This window comes from Streptomyces sp. NPDC005878 (assembly GCF_040629815.1).
Lineage (GTDB): Bacteria > Actinomycetota > Actinomycetes > Streptomycetales > Streptomycetaceae > Streptomyces.
The window spans coordinates 1-22,874 of sequence record NZ_JBEXWK010000029.1; the positions used below are offsets into that span (position 1 = coordinate 1).

23 protein-coding genes and 5 pseudogenes are annotated in these 22,874 nt (G+C 68.0%); 8 read left to right on the plus strand and 20 right to left on the minus strand.

From position 1 onward, the window contains the following. The 4 genes from ABZ404_RS30970 to ABZ404_RS30985 all read right to left on the minus strand — a co-directional run. Positions 1-312, minus strand: a 312-nt coding sequence (locus tag ABZ404_RS30970) for a hypothetical protein (protein WP_358836298.1), incomplete at its 3' end; no start/stop codon positions are given. 404 nt (positions 313-716) lie between these two features. After that, entirely contained in the window at positions 717-1,022 is a 306-nt protein-coding gene (locus tag ABZ404_RS30975) for a hypothetical protein (protein ID WP_358836297.1), read from the minus strand. A gap of 22 nt (positions 1,023-1,044) precedes the next feature. Continuing rightward, positions 1,045-1,290, minus strand: coding sequence for a hypothetical protein (locus ABZ404_RS30980; RefSeq protein ID WP_358836296.1), 246 nt, complete (start codon positions 1,288-1,290; stop codon positions 1,045-1,047). A 758-nt stretch (positions 1,291-2,048) separates the two neighbouring features. Then, positions 2,049-2,375 (minus strand): hypothetical protein, encoded by a 327-nt coding sequence (locus tag ABZ404_RS30985; protein WP_358836295.1) that lies wholly within the window; start codon positions 2,373-2,375, stop codon positions 2,049-2,051. A 993-nt stretch (positions 2,376-3,368) separates the two neighbouring features. Between ABZ404_RS30985 and ABZ404_RS30990 the strand changes: the two genes are divergently transcribed. Together ABZ404_RS30990 and ABZ404_RS30995 are read left to right on the plus strand one after the other, a co-directional pair. Further along, positions 3,369-3,953, plus strand: a complete 585-nt coding sequence (locus tag ABZ404_RS30990; protein WP_358836294.1) for a hypothetical protein — start codon at positions 3,369-3,371, stop codon at positions 3,951-3,953. Positions 3,954-4,133: 180 nt separating this feature from the next. Beyond that, a complete protein-coding gene (locus tag ABZ404_RS30995) occupies positions 4,134-4,523 on the plus strand; it encodes a DUF393 domain-containing protein (RefSeq protein ID WP_358836293.1) in 390 nt (129 codons plus the stop codon). 432 nt (positions 4,524-4,955) lie between these two features. Here ABZ404_RS30995 and ABZ404_RS31000 read toward each other — a convergent pair whose 3' ends face one another. After that, complete coding sequence (locus tag ABZ404_RS31000) at positions 4,956-5,078, minus strand: hypothetical protein (RefSeq protein WP_358836292.1); 123 nt, start codon at positions 5,076-5,078, stop codon at positions 4,956-4,958. A 505-nt stretch (positions 5,079-5,583) separates the two neighbouring features. Here ABZ404_RS31000 and ABZ404_RS31005 point away from each other — a divergent pair. Next, positions 5,584-6,159, plus strand: a complete 576-nt coding sequence (locus ABZ404_RS31005) for a GNAT family N-acetyltransferase (RefSeq protein ID WP_358991110.1) — start codon at positions 5,584-5,586, stop codon at positions 6,157-6,159. Between the two features lie 161 nt (positions 6,160-6,320). Here the strand turns inward: ABZ404_RS31005 and ABZ404_RS31010 are convergent, their stop codons facing one another. The 7 genes and pseudogenes from ABZ404_RS31010 to ABZ404_RS31040 form a co-directional block, all read right to left on the minus strand. Further along, positions 6,321-6,971, minus strand: a complete 651-nt coding sequence (locus ABZ404_RS31010) for an HAD family hydrolase (RefSeq protein WP_358836290.1) — start codon at positions 6,969-6,971, stop codon at positions 6,321-6,323. A 250-nt stretch (positions 6,972-7,221) separates the two neighbouring features. Beyond that, complete coding sequence (locus tag ABZ404_RS31015) at positions 7,222-7,584, minus strand: transposase (protein WP_358836289.1); 363 nt, start codon at positions 7,582-7,584, stop codon at positions 7,222-7,224. 150 nt (positions 7,585-7,734) lie between these two features. Beyond that, entirely contained in the window at positions 7,735-8,193 is a 459-nt protein-coding gene (locus tag ABZ404_RS31020; protein ID WP_358836288.1) for a transposase, read from the minus strand. 119 nt (positions 8,194-8,312) lie between these two features. Beyond that, on the minus strand, positions 8,313-8,651 hold the full coding sequence (locus ABZ404_RS31025; protein WP_358991113.1) for a tetratricopeptide repeat protein: 339 nt from the start codon (positions 8,649-8,651) through the stop codon (positions 8,313-8,315). Positions 8,652-8,669: 18 nt separating this feature from the next. Beyond that, positions 8,670-9,185 carry a hypothetical protein gene (locus ABZ404_RS31030; protein WP_358836286.1) on the minus strand — a complete coding sequence of 172 codons (516 nt, stop codon included), beginning with the start codon at positions 9,183-9,185 and terminating at the stop codon, positions 8,670-8,672. A 382-nt stretch (positions 9,186-9,567) separates the two neighbouring features. Next, positions 9,568-10,026, minus strand: a complete 459-nt coding sequence (locus ABZ404_RS31035; RefSeq protein ID WP_358836285.1) for an ImmA/IrrE family metallo-endopeptidase — start codon at positions 10,024-10,026, stop codon at positions 9,568-9,570. A gap of 207 nt (positions 10,027-10,233) precedes the next feature. After that, positions 10,234-10,379: pseudogene (locus tag ABZ404_RS31040) on the minus strand (Hsp20 family protein); the annotation flags it as partial. Between the two features lie 127 nt (positions 10,380-10,506). On the opposite strand from ABZ404_RS31040, the gene ABZ404_RS31045 reads away from it, so the two are divergent. From ABZ404_RS31045 to ABZ404_RS31055, 3 genes are all read left to right on the plus strand, one after another. Further along, positions 10,507-11,151, plus strand: a complete 645-nt coding sequence (locus ABZ404_RS31045; RefSeq protein WP_358991116.1) for a type III effector protein — start codon at positions 10,507-10,509, stop codon at positions 11,149-11,151. Positions 11,152-11,318: 167 nt separating this feature from the next. Further along, positions 11,319-13,238, plus strand: a complete 1,920-nt coding sequence (gene htpG, locus ABZ404_RS31050; protein ID WP_358832959.1) for a molecular chaperone HtpG — start codon at positions 11,319-11,321, stop codon at positions 13,236-13,238. A 198-nt stretch (positions 13,239-13,436) separates the two neighbouring features. Continuing rightward, entirely contained in the window at positions 13,437-13,682 is a 246-nt protein-coding gene (locus ABZ404_RS31055; protein ID WP_358832936.1) for a hypothetical protein, read from the plus strand. 78 nt (positions 13,683-13,760) lie between these two features. Here ABZ404_RS31055 and ABZ404_RS31060 read toward each other — a convergent pair whose 3' ends face one another. Together ABZ404_RS31060 and ABZ404_RS31065 are read right to left on the minus strand one after the other, a co-directional pair. Further along, complete coding sequence (locus ABZ404_RS31060; protein ID WP_358832937.1) at positions 13,761-14,438, minus strand: lytic transglycosylase domain-containing protein; 678 nt, start codon at positions 14,436-14,438, stop codon at positions 13,761-13,763. Positions 14,439-14,655: 217 nt separating this feature from the next. Then, a pseudogene (locus ABZ404_RS31065) lies at positions 14,656-14,949 on the minus strand (phosphatase); the annotation flags it as partial. 2 nt (positions 14,950-14,951) lie between these two features. On the opposite strand from ABZ404_RS31065, the pseudogene ABZ404_RS31070 reads away from it, so the two are divergent. Then, positions 14,952-15,071, plus strand: a pseudogene (locus ABZ404_RS31070) (3-oxoacyl-ACP synthase); the annotation flags it as partial. Positions 15,072-15,379: 308 nt separating this feature from the next. Here ABZ404_RS31070 and ABZ404_RS31075 read toward each other — a convergent pair. Next, entirely contained in the window at positions 15,380-15,781 is a 402-nt protein-coding gene (locus tag ABZ404_RS31075; protein ID WP_358832938.1) for a maleylpyruvate isomerase N-terminal domain-containing protein, read from the minus strand. Between the two features lie 479 nt (positions 15,782-16,260). On the opposite strand from ABZ404_RS31075, the gene ABZ404_RS31080 reads away from it, so the two are divergent. Then, positions 16,261-18,567, plus strand: a complete 2,307-nt coding sequence (locus ABZ404_RS31080) for a beta-L-arabinofuranosidase domain-containing protein (protein WP_358832939.1) — start codon at positions 16,261-16,263, stop codon at positions 18,565-18,567. Between the two features lie 627 nt (positions 18,568-19,194). Here the strand turns inward: ABZ404_RS31080 and ABZ404_RS31085 are convergent. The 5 genes and pseudogenes from ABZ404_RS31085 to ABZ404_RS31105 all read right to left on the minus strand — a co-directional run. Then, positions 19,195-19,644 (minus strand): helix-turn-helix transcriptional regulator, encoded by a 450-nt coding sequence (locus ABZ404_RS31085; RefSeq protein ID WP_358832940.1) that lies wholly within the window; start codon positions 19,642-19,644, stop codon positions 19,195-19,197. A gap of 262 nt (positions 19,645-19,906) precedes the next feature. Further along, a complete protein-coding gene (locus ABZ404_RS31090) occupies positions 19,907-20,173 on the minus strand; it encodes a hypothetical protein (protein WP_358832941.1) in 267 nt (88 codons plus the stop codon). Between the two features lie 130 nt (positions 20,174-20,303). Further along, positions 20,304-20,960 carry an ABC transporter ATP-binding protein gene (locus tag ABZ404_RS31095; protein WP_358832942.1) on the minus strand — a complete coding sequence of 219 codons (657 nt, stop codon included), beginning with the start codon at positions 20,958-20,960 and terminating at the stop codon, positions 20,304-20,306. A 1,227-nt stretch (positions 20,961-22,187) separates the two neighbouring features. Next, positions 22,188-22,292 (minus strand): annotated as a pseudogene (locus ABZ404_RS31100) (formylglycine-generating enzyme family protein); the annotation flags it as partial. A 4-nt stretch (positions 22,293-22,296) separates the two neighbouring features. Then, positions 22,297-22,405 (minus strand): annotated as a pseudogene (locus ABZ404_RS31105) (IS5/IS1182 family transposase); the annotation flags it as partial. Positions 22,406-22,874: the final 469 nt, after the last annotated feature.

The window sequence follows — 22,874 nt, forward strand, 5'->3', positions numbered from 1 at the left end:
CGTCGGGTACGGGGCCGCGTAGTCGTCCGATTGCCGGGATCCGAGGAACCTGCTGGACGACGTGCAACTGCTGTTCGTGTACAGGCGGGCATCCGTGTCGGTGTCGTTGGTCGCCTGGCGGGCACCGCCCGGGATGGAAAGGCACGGGCCGTTCGGCGTCGAGCCGAGGAAGGTCTCGCTTCCCGTATCGGCGCGTGTGTAAAAGAACGTCCCTTCCGCTGCCTGGGCGGACATGGCCATACCCGTCACCACCATCAGCACCGCCGCACCAGTGACGGCCGCGATCCTTGCCGAACGCCTCAATACACGCATGATCAGTCCTACTTTTCTCTCGAAGGGACCGCTGATCCGGAGAAGCCCGCCCCCGGCTGACCAAGCGTCTCTCACCCACCCCTAAGGGAAAATCCCCCACAAGAGGGGCGTTACCCCACACAGCGGAACCCGAGCCCACAACACGATCACGCGACCCGTCCGACACCCATAGTGGGCCTCCTTCGGTGTTCACACACGAAGTTGTGCCGAAATCGCCCACCCCGCGGCGGGGGCATGAGTCCCCACTGCACCCCCAGGGCGGGGTGGCCCCCGTTCCGGCGGAAGGACCTCACACCATGCACCAGAACGGGGGCTCTTGCCTCACTCTCTGGCCGGGACGGAGCACGCACCCCTGCGGCGTGACCAGACCAGGAAGCGGGAGCCGGGGCGCGGACCGTACAGCGTCACTGTCGGGCCCGGCCGTGCTCCGCCTCGATGTCGTCCCTCCGCTCCTGCGCGGCCTGCTCCAAACCGTTCGCCTCCACCCGGCGGGCCTGCTCCTCACGCTTCGCCAGGACGACTACCGCCATGTCCTCGACCCTGCGCGAGAAGATGCCGTGGCCCGTCGCGGCGGTGTGCTCCAGGATCTCGACACCCGCAGCATCCAGGTCCGTGGTCGCGGCAAGCTCCCACCAGCAGCCGTCGCCGGACATGCAGCGGGCCGTCATGGTCACCTCGCTGCCCGGGTGGCGCAGCAACCGGTAGACCACCCCCGCACCGTGCTCCTGACACTCACCGCAACGCCTGCTCTCGTGGCCACGTGTGGTGGTCGGGGTGGCGGGTGAGCTCGGCGGTCGCCTCCCGGATCTCCTGGTGGGCGCGGTCCTCCCGGGCTGCCTCGCGGGTCGCCATCCACGCGTCGCACAGAGCGCACCCGGGCGCGCCGACCGGCTCCAGGCCGTATGCCGGGTCCAGCGCGCACGTGACCGCTGGGCCGTACTCCGGCACCGGCACCGGCCTCGGTCCGGGCCTCGGCACCGGGGGCACTCCCACCGGCGGTGCCCACATCAGCGCCACCCCCGCACGGGGGCCACAGGGGTGTTCAGGACCCGGGCCCGCACCAGCTCCTCCGGGCGCGCGGGGCGCAGGGCATCCGGCGCCGTCGCCCACTGCCTCCCGCCACCAGGCGGCCGCAAGTACACACTCCCCTCGAAGCGTCCCTCCAACACCCCGATCCGATCATTGTTCGCGGTGTCCACTGCGTACTCCACGCCCTCACGCCGTCCCTTCGCAGGCGCAGCGTGCGCCCTCGTTGGCCGTGCGCCTTTGTTGGTGGCCGCGACCGTGGTGACGTTCGGTCGCGGGTGTCTGTCTGGTGCGGCCTCTTGCCGCCTGCCGGGGCTACGGGGCGGGGGGTGCGCAGGTCCGGCCGGGCGTCGGCGGCTGCGTGCACGATCTCCGCGAGACGGGTCGCGGTGCCGGCCGCTGTGCCGCCGAGTTCTACGAATGCCGTACCGGCAACGGGGGTGCTCCCGCGTACGGATGGGAGCGTGATCCCGACGCGCGCCAGGGCCTCCCGCAGCGCTGCGGCGGCAGCCATCCCGGCTGCCGTGGCCGTGTGCTCCTCAGCGTCGTGTACCTGGCGCTCCGTGGGTGTCATGGGCGGCGTCCTCGTCCTCATCGGCATACGCCGACCGTAGGACGCCCTACTCGCCCGAGCGGGGACAGCCTGTCCCCGGTGCCCAGGGGGGACAGCCTGTCCCCCCTGCTGTCCCCCGCAAGGGGTCACCCGGTGTTCAGGCGGCGACGCCCGTGATGTCGTCGGCCAGGCGGTGCGCGGTGTAGGAGAGAGCGCCCGTCGCGGTACGCGCCAGGTCGGCCGCGAGCGCGCGGCCGGAGGGGACGTAGCGCACCGCCTCGGGTGACGTGTCGTAGGCCAGGCGCAGGTAGGTCAGCGCCCCTGACGGCTCGCGCCGCTGGTGCTCGGCCTTGGCGGCGTTCAGGAACAGTCGGCTGCGCCGCTCCAGGGACGGGATCGTCTCCGGGTGGGTGTCCGCGAGGGGCTGCACCGCAGTACCGGGGGTGTGCAGGTCCGCGGAGATGCTGACGGCGTGAACGGCCACGTTGCCAGTACCGAACATCGTCCACGGGTGCACGTAGGTGCCGAGTCTCTTGGCGGTGCGGTCGGCGTCGTCGTGCCAGGGCCAGGCATCGCCCGTGCGGCGCTCCCTTGCCCGCCGAGCGGGCCTGTTCGAGAGCCGGTCGAGCCGGGGAAGGTGCCCGGTTTGCGGACCAGGACCTCCAGGTAGTGGTCCAGTTCGAGACGGACGGCGCCTTTGGCGATCAGCCACTCGTGCCGCGCCACTTCCACGTTATGGTCGTAAACCACGAGGTGAGAGGCGTGAAGGATGACCCTGACCCGCTTGCCGATCAGCCGGATGGGGACCGAGTAGCGGTTCGTGCGGGTCGGGATCTGCTCGTTGCGATCGACCCGAGGGGTGAACAGCCTTCCGGTCTCGCACGGCTCCTCTGGCAGAGGCATCAGCAGCGGCCGTTCGAGCGCGAAGTCCTCGGCGATGGTCCGGGACCTGGAGCCGATCCGGCGGGCGTCGTCCTGCCGGTCCCCACGCTCGACCCTTCTCGTTCAGCTCAGCGCGCGAGGAGGCGTCGGGGACCGGAACGAAGTGATTGCAGCGGAAGTAGCCGAACTGCCCCTCGACGCCGTTCTTCTCGTGGGCGCCTTCGATGCCTGGGCGGCAGTAGAAGCTCTTGACGCCGTAGTGCGACTGGAATGCAATCCACCGGCCCGCTCAGCCCAAGCACGCGGGCGACGGCCGCCTTGAGGTTGTCGTAGCGGACCTTGGTTCGCGGAACTCTGCCCAGCGTCCGCAGTGCGTGGACGTGGTCTTCGAGTCAGGCAGTGGCGCGGGAGGTGGGCAAACGCTGGTCGCAGCGCTGAGCGGCCGCTCCTCACGCCCTTGAGATCACCTTCAAGGGCCGGTCCGCCGGCGCCCGCCGCCGGACCTCTGACAAGCCGGAACCACCGTTGGCTCTGCGGACCCCGGCGCCCAGCCCCGGCCGTTTCACGGCCTCGGCCGAAGGCGTAGTGTCCGGGCATGATCGAACTGCACTTTCCATCGGGGAGCCGGAGACACCCGGCAAAGTTGGCCGTGGTACTGGGACTTGTCCTCCTGGGGGTCGAGGGGGCGGCCGCGTTCGTCACGCTCCCCCGGGTGGGGTTTTGGTGGCTGACGGGCGGGACCATCGCCCTCCTCGCCCCGTTCGTCCTGCTGTCGTCCCGGAGCTGGAGCAGAGTCACGCCCGAGGGGATAACCATCTGCTGGGGCCTTGGGCACGGCCGCACCTACCCCTGGCGCGAGATCCAGTGGATTGATGTGCGCGAGACCCAGAGCCAGGGTTCGCCGACGTACGCGGTCCGCATGTTCCTGTTGAGCGGCCGGCGCCGTTCGTTGCCCGGGCTCTCTCGCAGCGACACGCATCCCGCTCCCGATTTCGACGAGCAGTTCCAACGGGTCATCGACTGGTGGGAGCTGAGTACGGACCCGGCCGCACGGACCCGGCCCTCGAAGCGGTTCCGGGACCGGCTGACTCCTACCGTGGCCGGTCTCGTCCTCGGGCCCCTCGCCCTTGCCGTCGTGGCAGGCGTCGCTGTCTTGATCTCCCTCTACAGACCACACTAGGCAGCGCCCGAAATCGATCCTCGCTGCCCGGCCAGCCGGAGTCACTCACGACTACGCGATCACGGAAATGGAGCCAGAGCCGGGCCCGGTTCTGGCAGAGCTTCCGTGCTTGATGACGCTCCGTGGCCCTTATTCGTCGGCGGAGCGACCACCCTGCGGTAAGCGCGGCATGATGCGATCATGCGGAATCAGCCTGTACTCGTTTTTGATGGCGATTGCGGCTTTTGCTCTACGTCAGTGCGGTTCGCTGAGCGACGTCTGCAGCCTCGTTGCGAGACCATTCCTTGGCAGTTCGCGGACTTGCAGGCTCTTGGTGTCGCCTCAACGCGAGCCGAGCATGAAGTTCTGTGGGTAACCCCCCTAGGCGTGGTGTATGGAGGCGCCCAGGCTGTTGCGAAGGCACTGATGAGCGCGGGCGGAGGGTGGTCGCTGGCGGGTGCGTTGCTCATGCTGCCCCCCATGCGGTGGGCTGCCCACAGTGCGTATCGACTCGTCGCAAACAATCGTCATCGCATGCCAGGAGGCACCGCAGCATGCGCTCTGCCCACGCATCGCGTGATTGGCCTGTAGCCGAACCTCCCAGCACACTCAGGACAGCAGGACACGTTTGCGGAGCAGGGCAAAACCTGCACGGCCGAACATCTGGCGCTTGAGTATCTTGATCCGGTTGACATGGCCTTCGACAGGACCCGAGTTCCAGGGCAGGTGAAGCGGCGATGACGGCATCACGGCCGCGGTCGATGCCTGCGGCGAGGGTATGGAGGCTGAGCAGATCGTCCTGTCGGACGGCGTCGAGCCAGCCCGGCAGCCGCTCGCCCTGTCGGCCGGTGAGCATGGTCGCGGAGGACCGGGCATGGCAGGTGAGGGCGTCGATCTCCGGGCAGTCGGTCCGGACCGTCTTGAGCTGGATCTGTTCGGACTCGGCGAGGGCGTCGGGGGGTGCCGGAGGATCCATCCGGCGACGGCGCGGGGTGAGGGCGGCCGGGCGGTCACCGGTCGTGGTCACGTGGGCTTTTCCCTCAGGTAGGCACGGACGCGCTGATAGCTGCCCTTGTAGCCGAGCGGCACGACCTCTTCCCACAGCTTCCACGCGTTGGCGGAGCCTTCGTTCCAGCGGTCGTCCATCTCGGCCCAGCCGCCTTGTTCCACGGACCATTTTCGGGCGACTTTGCGTACGGCACGAAAGGGCCCGACTGTTGCTCAGCGCGACCGCGTCACAGGAGTTGAGCCAGAGCCGCTTGAAGTGAACGAAGCCAGTCCGCCGGCTCACCGAGTACGCGGAGGCGATCCGTTCCCCGTTCACGATGGTGCTTGTGGCTCTCGCGGAGGATCCGGTGCTGCCGTCGCCGGGCCGGCCGCGGGCGGCCGACGCGGTGGCGGCGGTCGGTGCGGCAGCTCGGGCAGCTCGGCCGCGATGGGACCTGAAGGGGCTGTCGACCTGTGTGGTTCCCCTGCCGGGTCAGCCGCAGGCCACTCCTGGCACCACGGACGCTGCCCGCATAAGCGGTGCCCGAGCCCGTCTGAACGGGGATAACTCACTTGCCGAGCCGTCATGGACCGGACAAGTTCGACTCCGTGATCTCTCAACTCTGCAGCTGCCGTCAGAACACCGCCACTCTTGCAGAGGATCATGACCTTGAGCTACACCGTCCGTGACTACACGCCCGCTGACGAGCCCTGGTGGCTGCGCTGCCGGGTGCTGTCCTTCCTGAGCACCGCCTACTTCGATGACGTAGACCGCGCCAAGCCGGCCATCGAACCGCCGGGCCTGGAACTGATCGCGGTGGACGACCACGGCACCGTGGTCGGGATCACGGACACCATCATCGAAGGCGAGCTGGCGACCATCGACACCGGCGCCGTTCACCCCGATCTCCAGCACCGGGGCCTGGGACGCCGCCTGCTTGAGCAGACCCGCGAGCGGGCCCGAGCTGCCGGAGCCGTCACACTGAACGCCTGGACGCGGGACGACCCGGACACACTGGCCTGGTATCGGGCGATGGGCTTCACCGAGAGCGACCACTACCTGCACGTCCACGCCAACTACCGCGCCGACCCGCACGAACCTGGCCGCACGATCATCGAGCCCCGTCCCGACCTGCGGCCCGTCATGGCCTTCCTGCACGCCAGCCTTGCCGACGAGGAGCAACTCCGCGACCAGTTCGCCCGCGTCCACGTCTGCCGACGCTTCGCGATGCCGATCTGACCGGTGACCCCCGTGTTCTCATCCAATCGAGGCGTTTACTCAGCGAACCCAAACGAGAGCAGTCGTTTGGCTTCTGTCTCAGTGGCGCCGTACGGGATATACGCGCTGGGGGTGCTGGCGGGAGCAATGGTCAATTTTTGTGGATGGGACGGTTCAGGTGGCTACTGCTCCGCGATGAGTATCGGCAGTTTGCGCATGTCAGAGAAGACGGTGGTGTTGGGGCCTTCAAGTCTTTCAGCCGGGGTGAGCCCGCCTGCATAGCAGAAAGATCGCATGCCGGCGGCGCGGGCAGCGCGGACTCCGGGCTGGCTGTCCTCGATCACCACGCAGCTTGCGGGATCGACGCCCATCTGTCGGGCTGCGTGCAGGAACAGGTCCGGGGCGGGCTTGCCGCGAGAGACCTCAGTTGCGCTGAAGATGCGACCCGCGAAGCGTTCGTAGAGTCCGGTACGGCCGAGGGTGTGCCGCATCTTGTCGTGGGAGCCGCTGGAGGCGACGCAGGTCGGCAGGGTAAGTGCGTCAAGGGCCTCTGGCAGGCCCTCGACCGGGGAGAGCTCGGCGTCCACGGCCTCGCGGTGAAGCTGCTCAAACCTCTCCGACCAGGTCGCGGCTGTGTCCTCACCGAGCTGAGCTGCGACCTGGTTGCGGATGGCAGCGTGTGAGCGCCCGATGAACCGGTCCACGACCTCGTCCTCGGTCAGCGGCCAGCCCAACTCGGCTCCCAGGGCGACCTGCACGCGTGCGGCGATGCGTTCACTGTCGACCAGCACGCCGTCGCAGTCGAATATGACGAGTTCAATGGGCTTGATCATCCCCGCAGCATAGGACCTCACCAGTCAGGCAGCCGTGCAGCCATCGAGCGTTCGACCAAGACGCCGTCGGCGGACTTGGCGCCGGAGCGGACCAGGGCGACGAGGTGGGGCACATCTGGAGGTCACGTCCGGGGCGAAGACCCAGCCCGCCGTCACCCCCAGCAGCACCCACATGGCCTTCTCGACGACATTCACATCGGCCGGGTGATGGCACTCATTGAATCTGGTTCTGGCCGCAGTTCCGTGAAGCTCATGGCCGGGTGAGGATGCGGATCCGGAGGAGTCGGAAGGATGCCCGGTTGTACATGCTCCGCTTGATAGTTTTCACTCTGCTCACATTGCCTTCGACGACGCCGGAGCTCCATTCCGGGGTGAGGCCGGCGGTGACGGCGTCGAGGTCCTGGCGGAGGAAGCCGCCGAAGCCGCGAACCGGTACGGGAGCGTCCTGTTCGGCCTGGCGGATCCAGTCCATCAGCAGGTGCCCGCGGCGGTATGTGACCAGGTCGTGGAAGGTGCGGGCCAGGTCGCAGACCCGGATGATGTCCGGGCAGGCGAGCCGGACTTGGAGGGGTCGTTCGGCGTCTTTCGTGCTGAGGTCTTCCCGACGGCACATGATCCACGAGGTGATCTTCCGCGGGCTGGGGATGTCGGCTCGGACCGGCTCGGCCTTGCCGTATATCGAGGTCGGTGTCGCGGAAGCGGCGTACGGTCTTGCGGTCCAGGTGGAGGCGGCGGGCGATGGCGCTGATGGTCCAGCCGGCGTTCACGAGCCGGCAGATGTCAGCGTGACGCTGTCGGGTCCGCTCCATGATCTGGGTGCGGGGCAGTTCGGCGGGCGGCAACTCGGTGATCGTGATGGTCGCCGCCAGGGGCGCCGCCGTCTCCTCCTCGGCGTGTTTCCGCAGGCAGGAGCGGTGTTGATGGCAAGTCTTCTCCACGGCCGGTTGCCGAGGTTCTGCGGCAGGTGCCGGCGGTCTGCGACCTCCAGGGCGTCCGGTGCGGCTTCCTTGATCGCTTTGCTGTAAGCGGTGGCACGGTCTCTGCAAATGATCTCGGCGCCGCGATGCGCGGTGCGCCAGGCGGCGAAGGTGTCGCCCTCGCGGTCGGACAGGACGTCGACGACGCGGCCGGTTTCGACGTCGGCCAGCACGGTGCCGTACCGCTTCCCCTTGCGGAAGACGAAGTCCTCGACACCGAGCACGCGCGGCGCCTGCTCGGGCACGGCCGGCTCCGTGAGCAGGCCCAGCAACCGCGTCCGGCCCGCCTTCAACCGCAGCCGTCGGCAAAGCCGTTGACCGGCACGACCACCCAGCTCGACCGCAACCGCATGCTGCCACTGCTTCAGTCCGAGGCTGGAGCGGCGGTACCGCTCGCTGAGCTGGGCGACCTGCTCAACGAACGTCCGCGCTCGCAGTCCGCCAGGGTCCGTTCGTACAGCGCGGTCGCCCGGCCCAAGTCCCCCGCTGACCCGTACGCGTACGCGAGGCTGTTGCGCGAGGACAACGTGTCGGGGTGGTCCCCGCCCAGCAGTTGCTCGCGGACGGTGAGGGCGCGTTGGAAGGCACGGATCGCGGCAGCAAGTGCGCCCTGTCCGGCTCGGTAGATGGCGGCGCGGTGGAGGGCTCGGGCGGTGGGCCTACGGTGAAACAAACGCTGCACCGGCACTCCATTGAGGGCCACGCGCCGTAACGCCCGCGACTACGGCAGTCCCCCGGCAACCTTCTGGTACTCCCCCGCCTGCGCTGGGGTGAGGAGGTGGCTGACACGGATGACGCTGGCGCCGTGGACGTAGTCGTACTCGGCCAGTGCCGGCATGCCCTTAATGACGGTCTGGATGTACTTGGTCCGGGCTTGGGCTTCGTCGGGCGTGGTGAAGGTCTCGATGGCGCCGCCGCGGCTGACGTCGCCGGCGTCAAGGCCTTCGGTATCGGCCTTCTTGATTCTCGTGTCCGTGAACGTGATCTTTGACGTGTACTGGCCGGGCCTGCCGAGGAGGTGGTTCGGGTCGTTCTCGGCCGTGACGGTAGCGCCGCGCTTGGCAGTCGGGATCTTCGCGGCAAGGCTGGTGAAGACCACGCCAGCGTCTCTGGCCTTAGCGGGGCTGGACGCGGTCGACGTGGCGGCATTCGGCTCGCTATCGGGCTTGTCGTCGCTGCTGCTGCATCCGGTGGCGGCGAGCAGGACTGCGATGGCGAGGATGGTGGTGCGCTGCATGGCGTGCCCCTTGGTGTGGAGGCCGCTTAGTCCAGTACCGAACGGCTGCCAGTGGGGCTGGTGTTGCCGATTCGTAACGCGATGTCGCCCGCGCGAGTGACCGGCCCCGGACACAGCGAAGCGCCCCCGACCCGCGGTCGGAGGCGCTGTTGCACGTCTGCAGCAACAGGCGCGCGGCTGGAGCCATCAGCCAGGGGCGAGCGCGATGCCGGTGCCCGGGTCACGGTAGCGGGCCGGGGCGTGGTCGTGGCGCTCTGTCGGGGTTCTGGGGCGCGGGTGCATCCATTCACGGCCGCCCGTGGGGAGGACGTTGGCCATGAGGCTGTGTCCTGTTCCGGTCAATTGTCGCCGGTGATCCCGAGGGTGAGGAGTCGGTAGCCCATCACCATTTCGCTGACGTTGAGCTGGCGGGCAAAGGTGGCGGCGAGCTGGGTGGCCGTCTCGAACTGGGTCTCGGCGGGCGCACGGCGGTCTCCGGGATCAGGAGCGCGCCGGGGAACCGATTGGTCTCGGCCTCTTCACGGTCGGTGGGCAGGCAGGCGAGGGGGCCGTGGGCGGTGCGGTCGGCGATGCCGAGGATCAGATTGCGGCTGCGGTGGAGGTGGGCGTGGCCGATGAGGTGGGCGAGCGCGAACCGCTGGCTGGCGGACATACATTGCGGGTTGAGGCCGATGGCGAGTTGTCCGTCGCGGCGTAGGAGTATCCCGGAGAGTTCCAGGTCCCCGGGCTGACGGGCAATCATGATTCCGAGGGTCGTGGCGGCTTTCTCCAGGTCGCTGGGGAGTTCCGTGAGGCCTACCTCGCTGGCGAGGTCCTGGGCTGCCAGGTCAGCTCGGGACAACGCTCACCTGCCTCGGCCAGCGCCGAGACGGGGTGGACCTGGCGTAGATTCGGCTGGGTGGGATCCTGCGCAACGCGCGAGCGATGCTTGAAGGCGCGTCGCCGAGCCCCGTGGGGGGATCCCCCCAATATCGGCTTTCCCCCCACCAACCCCGCTGACGGCGATCCGACTCCCAGCAGGCGGCAGACGGCCACTTCGGGGGATACAGGGCACTGGCCCGGTGAGCACGCCCGCGTCGCAATCGGCGTTGATGTGCTCGAAATCGTGGGCGTCGGCGAGCGCGATCTGGCGGGAGAAGACCTCCAGTGGCCGCTCGGACAGCTCCATCCACGGAAGATGTCAGTCCGCGTCAACGCGGTGAAAACACCCCTAGCAGGATCAGCGCTTGCCGCCAGTGCTTCACTGCTACCGTGGGGCATGTCATCCTAAAGACGACACGTACAATGTCATCGATGAGATGACAGCCCGAGGGAGGTGCCCATGACCGCAGCCGACCAGCCGTCCACGACCGGCTCCGACGCCCAGAGCCCGGCGTCCTTTCTCGCCGCCGCCGTTGCCCTGGCCGCCATAGACGCCGCCCTGCGCGACGCCCGTCATGAGTCCCCCGACCCTGCCGGGCCGGAGCCCGAGCAGGCGCTGGCCTCCCTGATGCTGCTGCGGCAGGTGCGCGAGCAGCTCGCCGGATGGGAGACCGGCCTGATCGAAACCGCCCGCGACGCGGGCGCCAGCTGGGCCGACCTCGCCCCGCCTCTCGGCGTCGCCAGCCGCCAGGCAGCCGAGCGCCGCTACCTGCGCGGCCGTCCCGGCCCGGCCGGGACCACCGGCGAACAGCGTGTGACAGCCACCCGCCAGGCCCGTGCCGCCGACCGCACCACCGCCGCCTGGGCCCGCCGCAACGCCGCCGACCTGCGCCGCCTCGCCGGACAGATCTCCTCCCTCACTCACCTCGCACCCGAAGCACGCTCGGCCCAGGCCGCCCTGGACACCGCCCTCGGCGCCACCGACGCGGCCGAGCTCATCGCGCCGTTGATCGCCATGCGCCCGCACCTCGACACCCGCCACACCGACCTCGTCACCCGTCTGGCCCGTCTGGATGACCGGCTGACCCATGGCGACGGGAGGTGACGATGCCTCCCGCACTGTCCACGACCACATGAATCGGCGGCGGGCCGGTCCGACCCGACCGTGCCCAGGCGACCACGGTCCCCCTCGGCCCAGCCCGACCGCTCACACCGTCCGTACCGTTCATGACCTTCACGACCGTCATGACGTTCACACAGAAAGAGACCCGCATGGGCAGCAGCGCCGAGACACGGGAATTCCAGGCCGAGACACGCCAGTTGCTCCGACTGGTGATCCACTCGATCTACTCGAACAAGGACATCTTCCTGCGCGAGCTGATCTCGAACGCCTCCGACGCGCTGGACAAACTCCGGCTGGAATCGCTGACGGACTCCAGCCTCGGCGAGATCGACACCACCGACCTGCACATCTCGTTGGAGGTCGACCGGGACGCCCGTACGCTGACCGTCCGTGACAACGGCATCGGCATGAGCCGGGACGATCTCGTGGAGCTGATCGGCACCATCGCCAAGTCCGGCACCGCCGAGCTGCTGGAGAAGATCAAGGAGTCCAAGGACGCCGCCACCGCCGAGAACCTGATCGGCCAGTTCGGCGTCGGGTTCTACTCGGCGTTCATGGTCGCCGACGAAGTCACCGTGCACACCCGGCGGGCCGGCACCGACTCGGGCACCCAGTGGCGGTCCAGCGGTGAGGGCGTCTACACCATCGAGGAAGTCGACGGCCTGCCGGTGGGTACCGCCGTCACCCTGCACCTCAAGCCCGCCGACAGCGAGGACGGGCTGGCCGACTACCTGTCCGAGTCGAAGATCCGTCAGATCGTCAAGCAGTACTCCGACTTCATCCGCTGGCCGATCCGGATGGCCACCGAGCGCACCGGCACCGACGGCGCGTCCTCCCGCGAAGTCGACACGCTCAACTCGATGAAGGCGCTGTGGGCCCGGTCGCGCAGCGAGGTGACCGAGGACGAGTACAACGAGTTCTACCAGCAGATCAGCCACGACTGGCTGCCCCCGGCCGAGACGATCCACATGCGCGCCGAGGGCACCTTCGAGTACGAGGCGCTGCTGTTCATCCCCTCGCAGGCGCCCTTCGACCTGTTCTCGCGCGAGACCAAGCGCGGCGTGCAGCTGTACGTCAAGCGGGTGTTCATCATGGACGACTGCGAAGCGCTCATGCCCCACTACCTCCGCTTCGTCAAGGGTGTCGTCGACGCCCACGACCTGTCCCTGAACGTCTCCCGCGAGATCCTCCAGCACGACCGCCAGATCCGCGGCGTGCGCCGACGCCTGGTCAAGAAGGTCCTCGGCGCCATCAAGACCATGCAGACCAAGGACGCCGAGCGCTACGCCAAGGTGTGGTCGCAGTTCGGCCGTGCCCTGAAGGAGGGTCTGCTGGAGGACACGGACAACACCGAGGCCCTCCTGGAGCTGGTCTCGGCCGCCTCCACCCACGACCCGGAGAAGCCCACCACACTGCGCCAGTACGTCGAGCGCATGAAGGACGGCCAGGAGACCATCTACTACCTCACTGGTGAGACCCGCGCCATGGTGGAGAACTCCCCGCACATGGAGGCCTTCACCGCCAAGGGGTACGAGGTCCTGATCCTCACCGACCCCGTCGACGAGGTCTGGGTCGACCAGGTCCGGTCCTTCGACGGCCACCCGCTCCAGTCCATCGCCAAGGGCCAGGTCGACCTCGAAGGATCCGCCGAGGACAGCCAGGAGGCCGATGCCGACAAGGCCCAGCGCGAGCAGGACTTCGCCGCCCTGCTGCCGTGGCTGACCACCACCCTGTCCGAGCAGGTCAAGCAGGTCCGCCTGTCGTCACGTCTGACGACCTCGGCAGCGTGCATCGTCGGCGACGCCCACGACGTCACGCCGACCCTGGAGAAGATGTACCGGGCGATGGGACAGGAACTGCCGACCGTCAAGCGGATCCTGGAACTCAACCCCACGCATCCGCTGATCACCGCACTGCGCACGGCACACGCCGCGAACGCCGACGACCCCAAGCTGGCGGACACCGCCGAGCTGATCTACGGCAGCGCGCTGCTCGCCGAAGGCGGCGACCTGCCCGATCCGGCCCGCTTCACCCGCCTGCTCACCGACCGCCTGACCGGCACCCTGTAAACAGGGGCGCGGCCCGGCACCACCATCACCCAGTCGCCCCCGCCCGGCTCGCCTCTGCCCGCACCCGCACGATACGGGCAGAGGCGAGGACGCACCCAGCAGGGAGACGGGGCGGGCGTACGACAGCCCTCAGAGATCCGCCCCGGCTTGATCGTCTCGATCATGAGGACCGGGTCGAGAGGAGGAACGAGGGCTCTGGTGTCGACGGCAACGAGATCATCTGGCGCGGGACCGGTCTGCAAGGCAGTGCAAGGCAGTTACGTACTCGATGACTTCGGCGTGAGCCAGGCCTGGGACGCGCTGCCGCAGCAGGTGCATCGCGATGATCCGACCTTGTTCTTCCGCTGCTCGGCGGACTTCTTCGCGCAGGTCGTCGACGGCCGTGCGTACGGACATCTTCCGGATGCGCCGGCGGTAGTCGGCCTCCCCTCGCCGGTGACGTAAGAGGCCGGACCGATCCGGCGGAGACCGCCGTCGATACGGTGCGCCAGTCGGCCCGGCCCCCTGCGATCGCTGCCCCCACTACCCTTCCCCTGACGCCTCTTGTTCGAATCTCCTCAGCGTGGCAGCGGCTCGACCCTGGTAGGTGCGGTACCGGCGCAGATAGGACCGGGCCATCGGGCCGGGAGGCACGCCCCGGGCGAAGGCACGCATATTGCGTTCGCCCGCGTTGTAGCCGAGGGCGAGGAGCTCGTCGCGGGTGTAGCGGCGCGCGTGCCGTGCGGGCAGGCACGCGTCGAGGTCGCTCAGATGCAGGGCAGCCGCGCGGATGGCGAAGGCGGGGTCGTCGCGCAGATCCTGCCATCGCTGCGCCAGGCCGTGCGCGCGGCGCACCGCCTCGAAGGTGGCGTTGTGCATGTTGGCCACCCCGAAGGACGCGCCCGGCTTCCACCACTGCCACAGCCGTTCCCACAGCGGGTGGTGCGGCTTGTACGCCTCGTTGCACAGCACTGTCATGACCAGCAGGGGCGACACCCGCGCCTCGGCGGCGCCGCGCACCACGCATTCCACGTAGTCGGCGGGATCGTAGGCCGCGGGCCGCAGCGGAGGCGTGGACGCGGTCTCGGACGGGGCGGACGGCACCGGCGCGCCGTCGGGTCGAGGTGATGCGGGCGCGCCGCCGGGCCGAGGTGGGGTCGCGGGCACGCGGCCGTCTCCCGCCGGTCGTGGCTGTCGCTCCGGCGACGACAGCTCAGCCATCGTGGGCCTCCTTTCCCTGCGGCCGTCCGCAGGACAGATCATCCACCGCGTCGGAGCCCGCATGCCCCGGCACAGTGACCCCAATCGCGGCCGAACGGCGCAAAGGCCCCGCCTGTCAGCCGCCGCCCGGCGGGCGACGCGCGGCCGAGCCCCGCAGTGACCCGCGCTGTCGGCACCTCGGGCCGTGGTCCGGTCCGCGCTGGATGCGTGCAGATCAGCCACGCACCCGGTGCTCACAGTTCGACGTCACCAGCGCCAGGTCCCGGGCTGCAACCCGCTGAACAGGTCCGGGGCACCGTCGAAAGCCGCATAGTCCCCGGTACGGACGTCTCATCCTCCAACTCGTGCAATCCGGCAAGGCACTGGTGCGGATCCTGGTTCGATGCACCCTGCGCGAAGGTCTCCATCAGCCGGGTCCGTAGCGCAGTGCGGTACACCTCATCGCGGTCCAGCCCATACGTTGCGCCCAGGTTCACCCGGCCAGGCGCTGATTGTTCACGGCATCGATCAACGTGCGACGTGGTGCTGGCCGGCGGCAGCGAGTCGGGCCGCTCGCGGATGACCGCCACCTGCTTCAGCCGGATGCGGGCGCTGTCCCGCCGCCGGGACCCCCCGGAGCTGGCCAGCCGCCCAGGGGGCGTTCGCCGGGGGGGGGTGATCCCGTACGCGTTCGGGAACGCTTCGTCAGCTTTCGACCCGTTCCGTTGCGTGTATCAGAGCGCCGAGATGGAAGCCGGTGCGCGTTCGCTGCGGCTCAGTGCGCGCAGGACGTTGGTGGCGCCGTGCCGGCGTAGGGCGATCCGTGACAGCAAGTCCACGACGGTCTCGACGGCAGGGGCCGGCAACTGTGGGGTCGGCAGCCCGACGCTGTGCGCAAGGTCGTCGCAGTGAACAGCAAGCTCCAGCATACGGCTGGCGACGAAGTCGTCGAGACTGATCGATCAGGTCCCCCAGGTGGGCCGACGTACCAGGCGATCCGGCGCGTTGGGCAGGATGCCGCGCAGTTCCTCGACGCATGCGGTGACTCGCGCGGCCAGTGCGCCCGGGCCGTCGGCCGCCTCTTCCTCGCCGCCTGATCGAATGGCCTGGTTGAACGGTGTGTCAAGGTCCGAGCCGATCCAGCTGACTCGCGCGTAGTACTCGTGGATAGAGATGGCGGGCTCGGTCGGTACCGGCTCTGCCAGCACCGTAGGGATGAAGAAGACCTGCCCGGCCAGGTGGCCCGCCAGCCCCTGGACGCTGAGCTTCGCCAGTGCGGAGGGCTGGTGCCAGCCGTCGGCCACCTCCGGTGCGGCCAACAGCTTCGCCGCTGTGTCCGCCACACTCAGGTAAAGCTCCCTCACCTGTGTCACCTTGCTGTCCTCTGTCGCCGTCGGTGGGTGTCTGCCCCGGTCAACCTCGCGGAAAGGCCGATGCATTCCCGGCGAGACGGCCGTTGATGCGGCGGGGGTGCATCACGGGGGTGGCGGACTACCGGCGCGGGATCCTGCGGCGCGTGTGGGGGTAGTGCGTGTTTATTCGAAATCCCGGACAGCGTACGGAGCTTAGGTGCCAATTATTGTCACGGGCGTTGACTTCCGCACTGGGCCCCCCTTACGTTCGGCGCCACTACGTCCGACACTTCGATAGCCGTTCGATATATCGGACCTCCCGGACGCAACATGCCCATGACTCCAGCGCCTCGACGTCGGCAGCTCCAACCAGCGAGGGACGTTCCAGCGCGCCCCCGGCTAGCCCCTGCGGCTCGGGGGCCATCTCGACCACCGCGCCCCGGCGCCGCAACGACCGAACAAAGCACTCTCTCGTCATCGAAAGGTGCACGATGTCGTCCATAGTCAGCAGACGGAGACTTCTGCAAATAGCCGGGGCTGCCGCTGCGGCCTCTGCCGAGGGGTTCGTCATCGGCAGTTCTCCCGCCCGAGCCGCGATCCCCTCCACGCGGGCCGCCACCGGAGTCTTGGCACGGCCCTTCGCACTTGGCCAAGTCCGGCTCACCGCAAGCCGCTGGCTGGACAACCAGAACCGTACAGGGAACTATCTCCGGTTCGTCGATGTCGACCGCCTGTTGTACAACTTCCGCGCCAACCACAGGCTGTCCACCGGCGGAGCAGCCCCCACGGGCGGTTGGGACGCACCGACGTTCCCCTTCCGCACCCACGTCCAAGGGCACTTCCTCACCGCGTGGGCGCAGCTGTACGCCGTGACCGGGGACACGGTCTGCCGCGACAAGGCGACGTACATGGTCGCGGAGCTGGCCAAGTGCCAGGCCAACAACAGCGCCGCCGGCTTCAACCCCGGATACCTCTCCGGTTACCCCGAGTCCGACTTCACCGCCCTCGAGCAGCGGACCCTGACCAACGGCAACGTGCCGTACTACACCGTCCACAAGACCCTCGCCGGACTCCTCGACGTATGGCGCCATATCGGCAGTACGCAGGCCAGGGACGTGCTGCTCGCCCTGGCGGTATGGGTCGACCGGCGCACCAGCAGGCTGAGCAGCCAGCAGATGCAGGCCATGCTGGAGACCGAGTTCGGCGGCATGAACGCCGTGCTGACCGATCTCTCTTCGGAGACCGGTGACGCGCGGTGGCTCGCCGTCGCCCAGCGGTTCGACCACGCCGCGGTGTTCGACCCTCTCACGGCCGGCCAGGACAAGCTCAACGGGCTGCACGCCAACACCCAGGTGCCCAAGTGGATAGGCGCCGCGCGGGAGTTCAAGGCCACCGGCACGGCCCGCTACCGGGACATCGCCACCAACGCCTGGGACATCTGTGTCGGCTCGCACACCTACGCCATTGGCGGCAACAGTCAGGCGGAGCACTTCCGCGCACCGAACGCCATCGCCGGATACCTGAACAAGGACACGTGCGAGAGCTGCAACACCGTCAACATGCTCACCCTCACCCGGGAACTCTTCGAACTGGACCCCAACCGGACCGCGCTGTTCGACTATTACGAGCGGGCATGGCTCAACCAGATGATCGGCCAGCAGAACCCGGCCGACGACCACGGCCACGTCACGTACTTCACCCCGCTCAGTCCCGGAAGCCGACGCGGCGTCGGGCCGGCCTGGGGCGGGGGCACATGGAGCACCGACTACGGGACGTTCTGGTGCTGCCAGGGCACGGGCCTGGAGATGCACACCCGGCTGATGGACTCCATCTACTTCCACCGTGACAACACGCTGATCGTGAACCTGTTCGTGCCCTCGGTACTCACCTGGACAGAACGTGGAATCACCCTCACCCAGACCACCTCGTACCCGGCCAGTGACACCACGACCCTGCAGGTCACCGGTAACGCCGGCGGAACCTGGGCGATGTGCATCCGCATCCCGAGCTGGACGAGCGGCGCCACCGTCAGCGTCAACGGTGTCGCGCAACCCCTCACCGCCACCCCCGGCAGCTACGCCACCCTGAGCCGCTCGTGGGCCTCCGGCGACACCGTCACCGTCCGCCTGCCCATGCGGATCATCATGCGGGCGGCCGACGACAACCCCAACGTCGCGGCGATCACGTACGGCCCGGTCGTCCTGTCCGGCAACTACGGCGACTCGGCCCTGAGCGCTCTGCCCTCCCTGACCACTTCCTCCATCAGACGGACCAGCAGCAGTTCGCTCGCCTTCACCGCCACCGCCAACGGATCCACCGTCAGCCTGGGCCCGTTCCACGACGCGCACGGGCACAACTACGCCGTCTACTGGAACACCGACGCCACCGTACGGCTCGCCAACGCGGGCAGCGCTCTGGTCCTTGGCATCCAGAACATGTCGACGGCCGACGGCGGCCGCGCGCTGCAGTGGCATGACTCGGGCACGGCCGACCACGACTGGGAGATGGTCGCTGACGGAAGCGCGGTCCGCTTCCGCAACGCCCACAGCGGCAAGGTGCTCGGCGTCCTGAACATGTCCAGGGACGACGGCGCGACGGTCCTGCAGTGGTCGGACAACGGCACCGCCGACCACCGGTGGACGCTGCTCGACCAGGGGGACGGGACCTACAAGATCCGCAACGTGCACAGCGGCAAGTTGCTCGCCCTCGCGGACAACTCCACCGCTGTGGGCGCGTTCGCCGTGCAGGCCCCGGACGACGGCACGACGGACAACCGGTGGCGCATCGTGCGCAGCTAAGGACCGCACAGCTCCACCTGCGCACCCGCATGCCCCGTGCAGAACCAAGGAGTTGCTCATGTCCGCGGCGCAATACCTCATTCCAGGTCCGTGCCCGGGCGTAATTTGCCGACCGTGCGGCGGTCCAGGCCGAGCTCGCGGGCCATGGAACGGTGGCTCCGGCCGGTGCGGGTCACGGCCTGAACGGCCTCGAACAGCCTGCGGGCATGGCCTGCTGCCCGATTGTCTTCCGCGGTACTCCTGGCGGTCTCCCCGGCCGGTGCGGGATCGTTCTCGCCGGCCGGGGGGCAGGGCTGCGGGCAGGCAGCCGCCGTGGGCGGAAGCGATGTCCTGGACGCGGCGGGAGAGGCCCTGCCAGAGATGGGGAGGGTCGCTGACCTGCCCCGCAGCGGGGGCTGCGCCCGCGGTGCCCTGCCGGTAGGGCAGGCAGCCATCAGCGGATCGACGGCCGGCAGTACGTCACGACACGTCGGTGGTGGCATCCGCCTCTCCCGAGCCGTCCGGCGACCGCGGGAGCCACCGGGGTGCGCGAGGCTCTGGAGTTGTCCGTCCGTCTCCATCTGGCCGGCCGCACGACGGTGAGCACCGAACTCTCCGGCGGCTTCGACTCGACCGCGGCGCGCCCTCTCACGGGATGAGTCGGCCGACCAGCTGGTCGGCCTTGAACTTGCCGAACCCGGCGGTGGCGGCGGCGAACGCACCGCGTGCCGTGAGCTTCGGAGCCGGGTAAGGCTTCTTCATGGCAATCACCCCCTCTGCATGCTCGGGCCATTGGCGGCGACATCCATCCTGCTCAAATATTCCAGCTCCGCCCGCTGTCGTCTGCGACAGTCCTTGGGCGTACGCCGCAGCCGCGAGGCAGACCTTCAGGCGAGTGCGCAACCCGAGCTTGGCTTGAATGCTCATGATGTGCGCACGCACCGTTCGCTCTGTGACAAAGATTTCCCTGGCGATTTCCATGTTGGTCGGCCCCTCCGCCAATAGTGCGAATACTTCTCGCTCTCGCCCGGTGAGTCGTCCCACGCGCCGAAGGGCGGTCATCCACTGAGGCGCGTCCGTCGAATCCCAAGAACTCATCGTTCCCCCTTGAGTTGCAGATCGAACGGTATTCCGATCACCACAGAGGGATCCGGAGTGCCGGGTTCCTGGGTAAAGTTCCGCCAAGCGCGAGGCAGGCGATTTTTCGCCATGCGGGAGCAGTACAGGGCGGGAGCAGCACGGATGCAGGTGTGGGAAGTCGTCTGAGATCTCACACTGTGGGCACCTAGGCTGCGAAAGGAAAATGGCGTGGCCGGTCCCCTGTTGGTCGTTGTTTCACAGGAGACCGGCCGGCGCCCGATCAGGAGCTGTCGTCTTCGTGCGAGCGCGATCGGGCTACCCAGTACGCGCCCTGGCTGATCATCAGGATCCCGATGAGCTGCGGTCCGTGCCGCACCAGCGAGTTTTCGCCGAAGGGCAGCCAGCCCAGAGTCGCGACTGCCACCAGCGCGATCCCCAGTAGCGCGAGTGCCACCCCCCGTACCAATAACTGGCGCGCCGCTCGTGGATCTGTGGACTTACTCCCGCCGTCGATGCCGTCGGGCAGGTCAGGATTTTGCGCGGTCATGCCGCGATTCTAGTTTTCGGTTGGTGATCGACCTTCGTTATCGGCCACCGAATCGTCGTCCAGGTAGCCGGCAGCCTGGAGCGTGAAGAGCCGCGCGTACGCTCCGTTCAGCCGCATCAGCTCCCGGTGGCTACCGCGCGAAGATCTCAGCCTCAGCCTCGGCGTCGATCGACGCGGTCGGCTCGTCGAGCACCACCAGTGGCGCCCTGCGCATGAAGGCGCGAGCCAGGGCTACCTTTTGCCACTGCCCGATCGACAGCTGTCTACCACCCTCGAACATCTTTCCCAGAACGGGGTCGTAGTCGTCCGGCAGGCGGCTGAGGAAGGCGTCGGCGCTACTGTCGCGGCCGGCCCGGCGTATCCGTTCCCTGTCCGCCAGCTTCGTGATCGACCCGAAGCCGATGTTCTCCGCGGCGGGATACTCGAAGACGTTGCCGACGAACAGCACATTCCGGTACAGCTCACCGATACCGAACAGCACACTGTGCGCGGACGTCTGGACCAAGTTGATCGCCTGGGTGTACGCGGCGAGCCGGCCCACCGCCGCGGCCGTCGCCGTGGTCGCCATCGCGTACACCAGCGCGCCGGAGGAGACCAGGACGCTGACGAGGCCGAGCGGAAAGGCCGCAAACGCCTGCTTCCTGACCAGCACCCGGTCGGTCCCGTAGAACTCCTCGCTCAGCGAACGGTAACGGCTGACCAGTTCGTCGCCGTAATTGCCTGATCCCTCCACCCCGGCACAGCCGCACAACACCCAACCGGGCTGCCCACTCGATGAGTTGATCATATCCGACCGCGGTAGCCGGGAAGGTCTGCACCGCAAGAGTCTTCCCCATTGCCGAAATCACAGCGGCTACATGAGTATCCCGGTGCGTGTCGACACCGAGAATCACCTCCTCAGCACCCTCAGCCAAATTGAGGGGAACAGTGCTCGCCACAATAGTTCGCCCACCGCCTTCAGTAGTGGCACGCCAGCGTCGCCACTGGCCCGGAGGAGCGGCCATCAATGAGACGGTGCATATCCCGCATGCAAGGCAGTCCTCTAGACACACGCCCTCGAGACAGGTCCTGCGCGCACTGCCCTGCACCGGTGATCGACGCAAGATCGTTAAGGCACTTCGGCCCCAAATTACAAGAGCCAGATACCGATCCGACGGCAGCAGCACTGCGATTCTTCCCAGTCGCCCAACGCCGGCACACCGCTACCCCTGCACGAACACTTCCCCGCGAAGCACCACCCCGCCCCACGCGACCCGAGAGCCGTAGCAGCGCGCAACTACGCGCCCGCGCACACGCCCAACCGGGCACGCGTCCTCAACCTCGCTCGTCCTGGCCGGCCTCAGGGCCGCCACCCGAGCGCAGAGGCCCCGCCGACACCTCTGCCGGGGGCCTCATCTATCACCAAGTCTCACAAGCGTCTCACCAACACCGTCGCGCACCTGGAGTACAGGGTCCCGACCTGCGCAAACGGCTGCAAACTGGACCACGTGGACGCCAGAAGACAGGCTGGCCTACCTGTGTCAGGTGGGACCACGGGGAAACCTCCCCCACTCACAGGTGCGCCGGCCAGGATCCGGACCGGGGATGGACCAACCCGCTGCCGCATCAGACGAATTCGCCCGCCGCCGCAGGTCAGAGACACGTTCAGTCGTGTACCCCCAGCAGACGAAGAACCTGCTGGGCGCTCTGCGGATGTGGCTGAGCCTGACTGTTTTGACACCAGAAATCTCCGGCTCCCTGCCTCGCGGACTTCCCCATCAGGCCAGCTGACCAGCGGCGCAACACACCTGACAGCCCATCAGAACGAGCGACAAAATGAGCGTCACGAGCGTCATTTCAGCGTCAAGATATCGCCCGTAACGCACACACCGCACATAATACGCACGGACGAAACCGCAGGTCAGAAGCCCTTTGCGGCCGGTTCGAGGATGGCGACACACTCCACATGGTGGGTCATGAGGATCACGCTAACGCCCGACCGACCCCGCGCGGGCCAGGCTGCACACGACGTGGATCAGCACACGACGGAACGCGCGACGCGGAACCCCACGTCGTCGACCTGGAAAGTCGGGTGGCTGCGGCGCGGCTCGGAGGCCCGGCAACGCCAGTGCTTATCGAACCCAATCTTCCAAGGTGCGCAGGCGCAGCCCAGGCCGGTCGGGGACGGCGATGCCGCGGGCGGCCAGCAGCGGGCGGGACCTCGCGATTCGCGTTGGAGAGGGTGGAGCGGTCCGCCTGTGCGCGGGAGATACCGGACAAGGCAGGACGGGAGCAGGCCGCACGGGCGCAGATGCGCTTGCGACACTGCTCTCCGTGGTCTTCTGGCCAGCCGCCCGCATCGGCCGTGGTCCCGGCGACTATTTTCTTGATCAGGTGACCGTGATGCGCAGGACGTATTGGAGTAATCGTCAGGACTTGTGGATGGTGTCTTCTGGGGTTGATGCGGTGATCTCGGCTGCGACGAGGCGTGCCTCCTAGCGCGCGACCTGGCGGGGGGGGTGGTTGAAAGGGCTCCATCGCCGGGAGGACCTTGGGGTCGTGCGTGACCCCGAGGGTCTAGATTGCGTGCCTGAGAAGTTCGGGTTCCATCGACGGCATGGCGACCTCCAGCGCTTCGACGAGGCGAAGGGGCAGGCTGTGGTGGTTGAACGCCTCACTGACCGCGTTCAGATATGACAGCGATGCCTTGACCTGGCTACCC

Bases quoted from the DNA above. Each gene is read 5' to 3' on its own strand.
- ABZ404_RS31080 (WP_358832939.1), top strand. From the start codon at position 16,261: ATGTCGTCCATAGTCAGCAGACGGAGACTTCTGCAAATAGCCGGGGCT.
- ABZ404_RS31005 (WP_358991110.1), top strand. From the start codon at position 5,584: ATGACCTTGAGCTACACCGTCCGTGACTACACGCCCGCTGACGAGCCC.
- ABZ404_RS30995 (WP_358836293.1), top strand. From the start codon at position 4,134: ATGCGGAATCAGCCTGTACTCGTTTTTGATGGCGATTGCGGCTTTTGC.
- ABZ404_RS31090 (WP_358832941.1), bottom strand. From the start codon at position 20,173: ATGACCGCGCAAAATCCTGACCTGCCCGACGGCATCGACGGCGGGAGT.
- ABZ404_RS31045 (WP_358991116.1), top strand. From the start codon at position 10,507: ATGACCGCAGCCGACCAGCCGTCCACGACCGGCTCCGACGCCCAGAGC.
- ABZ404_RS31000 (WP_358836292.1), bottom strand. From the start codon at position 5,078: ATGGACGACCGCTGGAACGAAGGCTCCGCCAACGCGTGGAAGCTGTGG.
- ABZ404_RS31015 (WP_358836289.1), bottom strand. From the start codon at position 7,584: ATGTGCCGTCGGGAAGACCTCAGCACGAAAGACGCCGAACGACCCCTC.
- htpG (WP_358832959.1), top strand. From the start codon at position 11,319: ATGGGCAGCAGCGCCGAGACACGGGAATTCCAGGCCGAGACACGCCAG.
- ABZ404_RS30990 (WP_358836294.1), top strand. From the start codon at position 3,369: ATGATCGAACTGCACTTTCCATCGGGGAGCCGGAGACACCCGGCAAAG.
- ABZ404_RS31060 (WP_358832937.1), bottom strand. From the start codon at position 14,438: ATGGCTGAGCTGTCGTCGCCGGAGCGACAGCCACGACCGGCGGGAGAC.
- ABZ404_RS31030 (WP_358836286.1), bottom strand. From the start codon at position 9,185: ATGCAGCGCACCACCATCCTCGCCATCGCAGTCCTGCTCGCCGCCACC.
- ABZ404_RS31085 (WP_358832940.1), bottom strand. From the start codon at position 19,644: ATGAGTTCTTGGGATTCGACGGACGCGCCTCAGTGGATGACCGCCCTT.
- ABZ404_RS31095 (WP_358832942.1), bottom strand. From the start codon at position 20,960: ATGATCAACTCATCGAGTGGGCAGCCCGGTTGGGTGTTGTGCGGCTGT.
- ABZ404_RS31010 (WP_358836290.1), bottom strand. From the start codon at position 6,971: ATGATCAAGCCCATTGAACTCGTCATATTCGACTGCGACGGCGTGCTG.